Raw genomic sequence first — 8311 nt, 5'->3', positions numbered from 1 at the left:
AAAGAAAGGGGATCTCAAAAAGAAAGTTCGATCCCATATGTGTATGTTGCAAAAGAAGCCTTCGAGGGTGAAAAAATACTTTAACCACCCAAGCATCAAATATGCGGCATAGAATGCCTATATCGATGCCGGATTAATAGATAAACTTGACGTCGTGCTTAAGACTTTCCTTCTGCATGCATCAGCAGAAATATCAGAAGGCCATCCCCATCTATCTGGCCAGCTAACCGTAAAAGCGCACAAAGGACAAAAGGGAAAACTCATTTATACTTGTGAAGTAACAAGTTATTATTGCAAGCAACTGGAAAAATCATCCACGGCGTCTCATTTTGCTCTGCTGCAGTCGTTCTATTTTTAATCGAACCCGGGATTTATATGAACAGACAGGATATATATGAAGGACTCAGGTTGATTGTAAAAACCTATATCGCAGAATCTAAACAACATGAGCTTCTATCAATACTGGATAAACGAGAAGCGGAAGGAGGCTTTCCTCCAGGAAAAGGAATTCTGGCTTGTGTAGATTCAGACTCCAATGGAGTAGCTTTAAAGCCTGAGCACAAGGACCTTTGGAACGATATTTGTTATCACTGCATTTAAAATATCGGACATGCTCCCCCTTATAAGGTTGAAGCAACCCACTATGTATTCCGGATTATTTTAAAATCGTTAGTTTTAAATTCCTTTCAAAAGAGAAAAATCCAAAAAATCACGACAAACATATTATAAAACATAGGAAAAACTCTAGAATGCGAAGCAAGTATATGGCGCAATTAATTTACATATTATTCATATTTAGTTATATATACTTTCTGTACGCAGCCAAGACTTATTATGACCCAGAAGCAGAGGTCAACTACTTCCTCGAAGTAGCGTATGCTACGACAGCTACAATAATCCTGTCGCTTCTCCCAGCTCTCGTTATCTGGCTATTTAAGAGACACTCATTTATGAAGTTCTTCTACAGGTCAGCAATAGTTTTTTTCTCCGTAGGTATAGTCGCAGATCTTCTTGCCGTTTATTTAATGTTTTGGTCATCGAACCAATAATAAAAATTTTCTGTAAAAAAGCGAAACCATGGACAGCAAGCATTTCAATAAATTAGTTGAACCCTCGAAAAGAGTTCCTGCAGACCAAAGGTTATAAATTAAGAATGCGCATGAGTGAAAGATGAATTCCATTACTGATATTGAATGGCACGACCTTCCGATAGTAGATTTTTCTATTTCAGAACATAGGATTCTGCTGGTAGTTACACCCTTTGAAGACTCTATTGGACAGTACAGATGCTTTTCACTCAAGCTTTTCGACTTTGAAGATGTATCTATTAAGATGGATAGCGAGATCACTCTCTCTACGCTTTCGGAGATGGAAGTGCACAGTTTTGAATTCCATCAATCCAGTAAAAATATTTCTGGAAAGCTTATAGTTCTCACGGGATTGACAGGAATTTTTAGTATTGAATTCACGAATGCGAAGTGGTCTTTTGAACCTTCTATCTAACCAATTATAGCGCCGAATACTAAGACAAGTAATTATCGTACATGAAAATGAGAATACAAGAGTACAACAACGGTGAGTTAGATGAATTCATTATGGACAGCTGCGAAGTCTTTCTAGAAAAGACTGGGATATCAAAATATAAGCTCTCTGTATCCGATCCCGACACACTTAATATTGTTCAAATATGGACCACTAAAAAAGGAGAAATGACCGTTCATACTGAAGGTGAAGCTCCGGACTGGGTGTCTCTTGAGTTTGAAGATGGGCAGCTAAATATATTAAGATCATGTCATTGTGTTGTGCACTTGGAGAGTTGCGGTAGAGACTCATATAGTTTGCGTCTTTCAAAGCTGGACGATAGTTTTATTGTCGACATATCAAGCAAGGGCTATATAAAGGCTAAAATAATTGATGAAAGCGGCCCGATATCTGTTTAAAAGTAAAAATTGCCCCCCCATCACTAGAGACGTATTATAAAGGAGCTTTGGCTGGGTAATCGCTTTCGAATATGGAGCAACAAACTGCGTCAGCCAGTGCCCCTCCATCTGTATTTACGCTAGCGTCTCCTTATTCATTATTTAAAGCGATAAATGACTACTCATAGCTACAGCAAAAAATGCACAATGATTTTTTATAAAATTTAGCGTTTTTTTGGTCGCAGCTGCACGCTTTTGTCAACCAGCCTACAACTTCTTGCTATCGTCAATGATATATTTAGGACCTGCACCTAGGTAATTAACTCGCAATGCTGCCGCCATATGGAACTCAGCGCCCATACCTGACCCTCCCATACATTTTCTTGCCGCAATCTCTTCCTCTATATATCTAACCCTCAAAGCATCTGAAGCAGATAGAATTTCTTTCAGACTATATTCAAGAATAATTCCATCGAGTTTAGCTTTTATCTCTTCAGGTAGTCCGTCTGTAGCGACCATTTTTATCGAAAAAATCTGATCCAATTCTTCTTCTATGCTCATGAGACTTATCTTCTCTAAATATTAGCGCGGTATATTCCAGTCGAACGAAGCGAAGCCCTGCACACGTAATCCAGGTCTTGCTAGGTGTTTGACCCATAATGCTCCTGAATACTTTTGTAGCACTCTTCACAAATAATCGAAAAGGCGCAGAATTTACGAAAGCGCTCCGTTTTATCTTCTTCTTGCAAGAACATATGCTCACAGGCATAACACCAACCTTGGAGGTTGCCTGTTTCCGAGCTATTCTCGATAAAGAGCAAAGGAGCACCGTTATTTAACCAAATGACAGTAGACAGTAGCTGCGATACCCTCACCATACTTCTCACAATCTATATTCAACTCTTCGATTTTCTCTCTTTGATACTTAGCGTCCGTTTAATTTGTGCTGTTTTATGTCAATTGAACCGATTGTTAAGTATTTGCCTCTCGATCTAAGATTTCAGAGACCTTGCACTCAAGTTCATCCACTAACTCTTGGTCCATATACTTGTATTCGTCAGGGATATCCAATACGAACAATGGTTTGTGATCCATCATGCGGGCGAACTCCGCTAAGAGCCTATTTTTGCTTCTTTTCCATGACAAATATATAGTCAGCCCACCGGATATCCGCTGGGCCAACAGTTTTCTTAGCATTAGGGCTAGTTCCCGCAGAGCGAGAATTGAAACCTGAACGCTTTTTCCAGATTTCCTCGCCCGTAGGGCTCCTCCACTGATTACGACTACAGATAAATAGTAAATTTAAGCTATTACTCATCAGATGGTAATTCCTGATCTAAAAGTTGACCACTACACTCATGAAAAACGCCGAGCATAAGGCTTCCTTGGCGTAATTTTGGCGTAGTGCTACGACAAAAAGGGTTGTAAGGGGGGTAATTAGTAAATCTCCGGAAACACCAAAAACCGCCGAAAAGCCGCGATTCTGAAGGGTTTGGGAGGGTTAAGTATTATTTGTATAGTTTGGAATTAGCGCCCGGGGCCGGCAACGATACCATTTCTAAATCAATAACTTATACGCGTTTGGCGTAATTTTGGCGTAACCAAAAAATTTATTCCCCACGCCCAGACCAGCCAAGGATTAATGTTAATCCCGCCCGTTACGACCTTTGACAATTCTACCAGTCCACACATCCTTTAAAAAAGCACCCGTCCATAACTGATCTACAATCAATCCAAAGTAACCACCCGAAGCATCAGATTATGTGTGGAAGATTCAACGTAACCGACGCCCCCATGGTTATCGCCCTAATGGATTCGCTTGGCTTTGATACGTCAGGACTTAAACCGCATTTCTATCAAGATGACTTATTCAATATTGCCCCGACTGATCATGCAATGGTTGCCGTTCAGGAGGAGCTAACCAAGTTCTTCAGAGAAATGAGGTGGTGGCTAACCCCAAGCTGGGCGCCAGAGGTAACCAGCAAATACAGCATGTTTAACGCTAAGGCCGAAACTATAGAAACAAGCCGCGCATTCAAAGGTCCCTTTCAACATAGACGAGCAATCATACCTGCCAGCGGCTTCATTGAGTGGAAGACAGAGAACGGAGTTAAACAGCCCTACTACATCAAACCTGAAAGCGGCCTCTGCTTTTTCGGGGGAGTGTGGGACGTATGGGAGAAGGACGGCAATCATCTTGAGTCATTTGCCATTATCACAACTGAAGCATCTCCAAGCTTCCAGCACTTACATAGCAGAATGCCAGTACTCCTTAACCCCGAACAGTTTGACCAGTGGCTAAGTTCTAACACCCCTTTGACAGATATCAGGCCGATGCTCACACCTCGCGAACTATCCAACTGGGAATATCTGCCCCTAAACACCGCGGTCAACAATTCGAGAAATAAGAGTAAGCAAGCGGCAGAACCAATTGGCAAAGCCAATAAATTTGATACCCCCTCCTAGTAATCAGTATTTGTGCGAAATTTCGCACATACGATTAAAATTTGTTCTATTCCCCCGATATTCCATGACGGCAAAACTGCCCGGCCAAATTTTCATAAAGGTAGCAGCCTTTCATGTCCGGATCACAATCGGAGCTAAGCCTCAGGGAAATCGCAGCAGTTCTCTATACCGAAAATCAGATCACTGAATACGCCTACGAATGGCTTATGGAGCATTGCGATAAGCAGTTTATTAAGCGCGAACTTAAAAATGTGAAGCCACTGATATATTCCTTTGACCAATCCATTCTTATCTTAATTCAGACCCAGCTTTGGTTTTCCACAATGTGTGAAAGGCTTCTATATCTTTTTACTGAGTTAACTCGTTTATTTTATTGAACTCAGCATCAAAAACTGTAACGGACTCAACTTCTCCAAAAGAAGAGCAGCAAAATAAAGTCAGCGATAGAAGTAGTATATTCTTAATTGACTTGTTAAACCTACTCGACAGCATAAGGAAACGTGGCGCCTTCATTAAACTTCCTATGAATCTCATACAATCTTCGATTTCGCTCACTATAGGAAATCTCACCGTCCTCTTTATGCAACCCCTGGCTAATAACAGCCGCGCCAAATTCAAGCATTGTAGTAAGATTAATATAACTATACCACGCCCCTGATTCTGTGAAATAGAACACTATCGGGCTTGCAAGCTTAGGTGTATCTGTGCATTCAAAAAAATACCACTCATCCTGAAACTCGAATATTGGAAACCAATCTGAATTCCAATCAGGCATATCGTAATTTCGCAGCTCTTTATTCTTTGATATTGAGTCTTCGGCCGACATCAATTTATGATACCAAATAAAACTGTCATCACTACCGGTCATCGAAGTACCATTGATAATCGACCATATCCGGTATATCTCTTCTGGAGGCTCACACGAAAATTCAGAAAATAACTTCCTTACCTCTTCTTTGGCGATAGGCGGATTGAGAGTTCTTGATACTAGAGTATTCTGAGATTTATGGTAATTCAGAATTTGAATCGTCAACTCCTCAACCCTTGATAGATCCGAGGCGGTTATGGCTATTTTCCTATGGTCATCTGTTAGTTCTACAATTTGCGGTTGGTACACCTCCTCGGATAACTCATCCTTCTTGGAACACCCAAAAACAACTAAAAGAACGAGAAATACAGAGAGCTTCCGCATTAGAACACCTATTGGTTTAACGCCCCGCTCACATTACGGAGTCCGGTGGAGCTGCTGGTTAGGTTAATTTATTTTGTGTATGCCTTAAGCAATTTAGAGACTTCTTCGTTTTTAAATCTTATTGCTTGCTCTAAAGCCGTCCGACCTGTTAGGTCTTTATAATTAACATCAGCGCCATTGCGTATAAGGCTTTCTATAATTGCGGGACTTTTATTTATTTCTGCCGCTATTATCAACGGCGTTTTATCATTACTACCAACCACTTTATTTATATCTGCACCTAAACCTACAAGCGCATCTATTATTGCTGGGTTAGTAGCATAGCCAGCTGCTGCACTCAATGGTGTTCCTGAGAATACACCAGAGTCCGCTTCATTTACATTAGCACCACGTTCAACCAGCGCAGTAATTACTTTTGGGTTGTTTGAGCTAGTTGCTGCCCACATTAGTACTGGCCCATTTTTATTACCTGGGAGCAAGGCCTCATCAGGTATTGAATACACATCTTCAACTGTAGCCGTTTCCCAATATGCTTGGCGGCTATATTTTTTATATGGATTACTTAGTTGTAAATAGGCAATAAATGCGATTACAACTAAAAAAACCATTATCAATTTAGGATTGACAGCTTGCACTTTTTTTTCCTTATCATGGACCTAACGCCGTGCTCAGCAGCCGGAGGTCGGTTGCAGCGTCTTGTTATACGCCTTTTTGATACTTTTCATTTTCCAATCTGTAGCGTTCACGATGTTTAACGCAAACTGCCTCTAGCCAATCAAATTGATCTTGAATGTTATCAAATGAATTATCACGAATAAATTTTACAAAGTTAAATCTTGACTTCCCTTCTAATTCACTCGCTGGTGTTTCTAAAACTTGATTTAGCAAAATATCATATTGGTTTTGGTTTATCGTAAATGGATTCCAAGATGCCCCCGGACTCATTCCTCCATCACCTCCACCGCTAGAAAATGTTTGATTAGCAATATGTAAAGGTGGAAATACGCCACAGGCCCCAAAATAAGGAATGTCATAGACTAAGGTCAGAAGATCTCCATTCACATCTTCAGGTGGATGATAGAATTCATGCCTAGTGTAATTGATAGACGTCATATCTTTGAGTAATGGTGCATCCATTTTAGAATCACTACATCCTGCGATGATCATTAATAGTACGACGGTGAATTTTTTCATAGCGTATAACGTCAAGTGGTGGGGCTGCGCACTTTTTGCGCCGTCCCAGCCGAAGGCGACAACCACGCATGGTTATGAATTTTTGCTTTCATACTCGCTACTACCAAAATGAGCAACAAATCGATTTCGAATTTCTCGGAACCATTTTTTCTCATACTCTGGATTAAGCCCTTCACTAGAAATAACATCCTTCGCAAATTCGTCCGCCCTCCAAACGCCAAGAGATGCGATACGATCTTGCTCTATAGGCGGTAAACAGAACCCCAAGTCTACGCACAGTTTTCCTAATAAATTTTTGATTTCTTTATCCAATTCGATTACCTATAACGCCAGCAACAGCCGAGAGCGTAGCGAATCGGCTGCTTGCGTTTGTTAAGTGTCGTTGTTTGTGTATACATTTTTCTCATACCAAGATTCCGAATGAACTTCATCAGATGCAGATTCGATTGCCTTTTGTACAACTGAAATAGGTATCTGCACCACGTAATCGTTCACTACAATTTCAAACCAAAGCGACTCATCCTCATCATCGGCGGTAATAGTAACTGGGTCATAGGAAACCCCTTCGATTTCGGAAGTAATAAGTAGCTTCTTTCCATCATCCACTGTTCCTAACCACAAGATCTCTGTTTTTGGTCTAATAATTTTCATCGTTACGCCTGACACTTAACTTAACGCCTCGAACAGGTGGCGCGTAAGCGCGTCCCGATCCGAAGGACCCTTGCTGGTTTGACTTGTTAGATGTATTCATGGCCACTCACTCTCAGGACCTCTAAATATCTTCACGAGATTCAAAAACTCATCCAGTGAAACTTCATTAGTAAAAATATACTCACCAGCGGGTATTCCTTCTACTTGAATATCGTAACTGCTCTTTAGGTCACCACCCAATGTAGAGATAGAAAACGTAGCTTTGACATCGGAAATCGCGAATCCAACTCCGTGTCTCTCTTCTTTGGATGATCCAAAGTAATGAATTTCTCCAAACTCTTTCCTTACAGCATCAATCAATTTTTGAATCTGTTGGCTATGCATACTGATTAACACCTAACGCTTCGGCCGTCCTGCGCACGTGGCGATAGCCACCGGAGTGTACTTCACCAACTTATTATGTATTGTTTTTAGCACGAACTTTATTTACAGCCTGAGTTAGTTGGCTAATTAGTAACTCAGCATTTTCAAGGCTAAGTTCGATTTCTGTATTAGAGGTTACCGCACCTTCAGGAAGAGATTCATCACCTAGATCAAGTGACGTAATATCAACTTCGGGGTGTATATTCCATACTTCTAGATTTACACATTCATCATGAATACCCGCTAGAACTTCGATATAGCCTTTTCGATATTCGATAGAGTTGCACTTAATAAGATTTCTATCCATGTGATCCTGCCCACAAAGATTAGACACGTCATTAAGCGACTTTCGATACTTCATAACTCTCTGGGCTGAGATATCCATTTGCGCTGTGAAGACGGGTTCGATTGTAATCCACTTCGATATACTCAAACACGGCTTCACGCATTTCTTGTCTTTCTTGTC

At 40.8% G+C, this 8311-nt stretch carries 12 protein-coding genes; 3 read left to right on the top strand and 9 right to left on the bottom strand.

The features are described from left to right. The first annotated feature begins 1170 nt into the window (after window positions 1-1170). Together KP814_RS31630 and KP814_RS31625 are read left to right on the top strand one after the other, a co-directional pair. Window positions 1171-1503, top strand: coding sequence for a hypothetical protein (locus tag KP814_RS31630; protein WP_216740522.1), 333 nt, complete (start codon window positions 1171-1173; stop codon window positions 1501-1503). 41 nt (window positions 1504-1544) lie between these two features. Continuing rightward, window positions 1545-1940, top strand: coding sequence for a hypothetical protein (locus tag KP814_RS31625; RefSeq protein WP_216740521.1), 396 nt, complete (start codon window positions 1545-1547; stop codon window positions 1938-1940). A gap of 246 nt (window positions 1941-2186) precedes the next feature. Here the strand turns inward: KP814_RS31625 and KP814_RS31620 are convergent, their stop codons facing one another. Then, a complete protein-coding gene (locus KP814_RS31620) occupies window positions 2187-2480 on the bottom strand; it encodes a hypothetical protein (RefSeq protein WP_216740520.1) in 294 nt (97 codons plus the stop codon). A gap of 1200 nt (window positions 2481-3680) precedes the next feature. On the opposite strand from KP814_RS31620, the gene KP814_RS31615 reads away from it, so the two are divergent. Further along, a complete protein-coding gene (locus tag KP814_RS31615; RefSeq protein ID WP_216740519.1) occupies window positions 3681-4385 on the top strand; it encodes an SOS response-associated peptidase in 705 nt (234 codons plus the stop codon). 478 nt (window positions 4386-4863) lie between these two features. Here the strand turns inward: KP814_RS31615 and KP814_RS31610 are convergent, their stop codons facing one another. From KP814_RS31610 to KP814_RS31575, 8 genes are all read right to left on the bottom strand, one after another. Further along, complete coding sequence (locus tag KP814_RS31610) at window positions 4864-5577, bottom strand: hypothetical protein (protein WP_216740518.1); 714 nt, start codon at window positions 5575-5577, stop codon at window positions 4864-4866. A gap of 68 nt (window positions 5578-5645) precedes the next feature. Then, window positions 5646-6212 (bottom strand): ankyrin repeat domain-containing protein, encoded by a 567-nt coding sequence (locus KP814_RS31605; RefSeq protein WP_216740517.1) that lies wholly within the window; start codon window positions 6210-6212, stop codon window positions 5646-5648. 64 nt (window positions 6213-6276) lie between these two features. Continuing rightward, window positions 6277-6771 carry a hypothetical protein gene (locus KP814_RS31600; protein WP_216740516.1) on the bottom strand — a complete coding sequence of 165 codons (495 nt, stop codon included), beginning with the start codon at window positions 6769-6771 and terminating at the stop codon, window positions 6277-6279. Between the two features lie 72 nt (window positions 6772-6843). After that, complete coding sequence (locus KP814_RS31595) at window positions 6844-7083, bottom strand: hypothetical protein (protein ID WP_216740515.1); 240 nt, start codon at window positions 7081-7083, stop codon at window positions 6844-6846. Window positions 7084-7143: 60 nt separating this feature from the next. Next, the gene (locus tag KP814_RS31590) at window positions 7144-7422 is read right to left on the bottom strand and encodes a hypothetical protein (protein WP_216740514.1); all 279 of its coding nucleotides are present in this window, start codon (window positions 7420-7422) and stop codon (window positions 7144-7146) included. A 96-nt stretch (window positions 7423-7518) separates the two neighbouring features. Next, the gene (locus KP814_RS31585) at window positions 7519-7806 is read right to left on the bottom strand and encodes a hypothetical protein (protein ID WP_216740513.1); all 288 of its coding nucleotides are present in this window, start codon (window positions 7804-7806) and stop codon (window positions 7519-7521) included. Window positions 7807-7879: 73 nt separating this feature from the next. Then, complete coding sequence (locus KP814_RS31580; RefSeq protein ID WP_216740512.1) at window positions 7880-8152, bottom strand: hypothetical protein; 273 nt, start codon at window positions 8150-8152, stop codon at window positions 7880-7882. 31 nt (window positions 8153-8183) lie between these two features. Continuing rightward, window positions 8184-8311, bottom strand: a 128-nt coding sequence (locus tag KP814_RS31575) for an IS3 family transposase (RefSeq protein WP_216740523.1), incomplete at its 5' end; no start/stop codon positions are given.

The sequence above is a fragment of the Hahella sp. HN01 genome, assembly GCF_018986435.1.
Lineage (GTDB): Bacteria > Pseudomonadota > Gammaproteobacteria > Pseudomonadales > Oleiphilaceae > Hahella.
Note: the sequence above shows the minus strand (reverse complement) of the source record. Positions and strands in the feature narration are given on the sequence as shown.

Coding starts and splice junctions, on each gene's coding strand:
- KP814_RS31630 (WP_216740522.1), top strand. CDS start 1,171: ATGAATTCCATTACTGATATTGAATGGCACGACCTTCCGATAGTAGAT.
- KP814_RS31625 (WP_216740521.1), top strand. CDS start 1,545: ATGAAAATGAGAATACAAGAGTACAACAACGGTGAGTTAGATGAATTC.
- KP814_RS31620 (WP_216740520.1), bottom strand. CDS start 2,480: ATGAGCATAGAAGAAGAATTGGATCAGATTTTTTCGATAAAAATGGTC.
- KP814_RS31615 (WP_216740519.1), top strand. CDS start 3,681: ATGTGTGGAAGATTCAACGTAACCGACGCCCCCATGGTTATCGCCCTA.
- KP814_RS31610 (WP_216740518.1), bottom strand. CDS start 5,577: ATGCGGAAGCTCTCTGTATTTCTCGTTCTTTTAGTTGTTTTTGGGTGT.
- KP814_RS31600 (WP_216740516.1), bottom strand. CDS start 6,771: ATGAAAAAATTCACCGTCGTACTATTAATGATCATCGCAGGATGTAGT.
- KP814_RS31590 (WP_216740514.1), bottom strand. CDS start 7,422: ATGAAAATTATTAGACCAAAAACAGAGATCTTGTGGTTAGGAACAGTG.
- KP814_RS31585 (WP_216740513.1), bottom strand. CDS start 7,806: ATGCATAGCCAACAGATTCAAAAATTGATTGATGCTGTAAGGAAAGAG.
- KP814_RS31580 (WP_216740512.1), bottom strand. CDS start 8,152: ATGGATAGAAATCTTATTAAGTGCAACTCTATCGAATATCGAAAAGGC.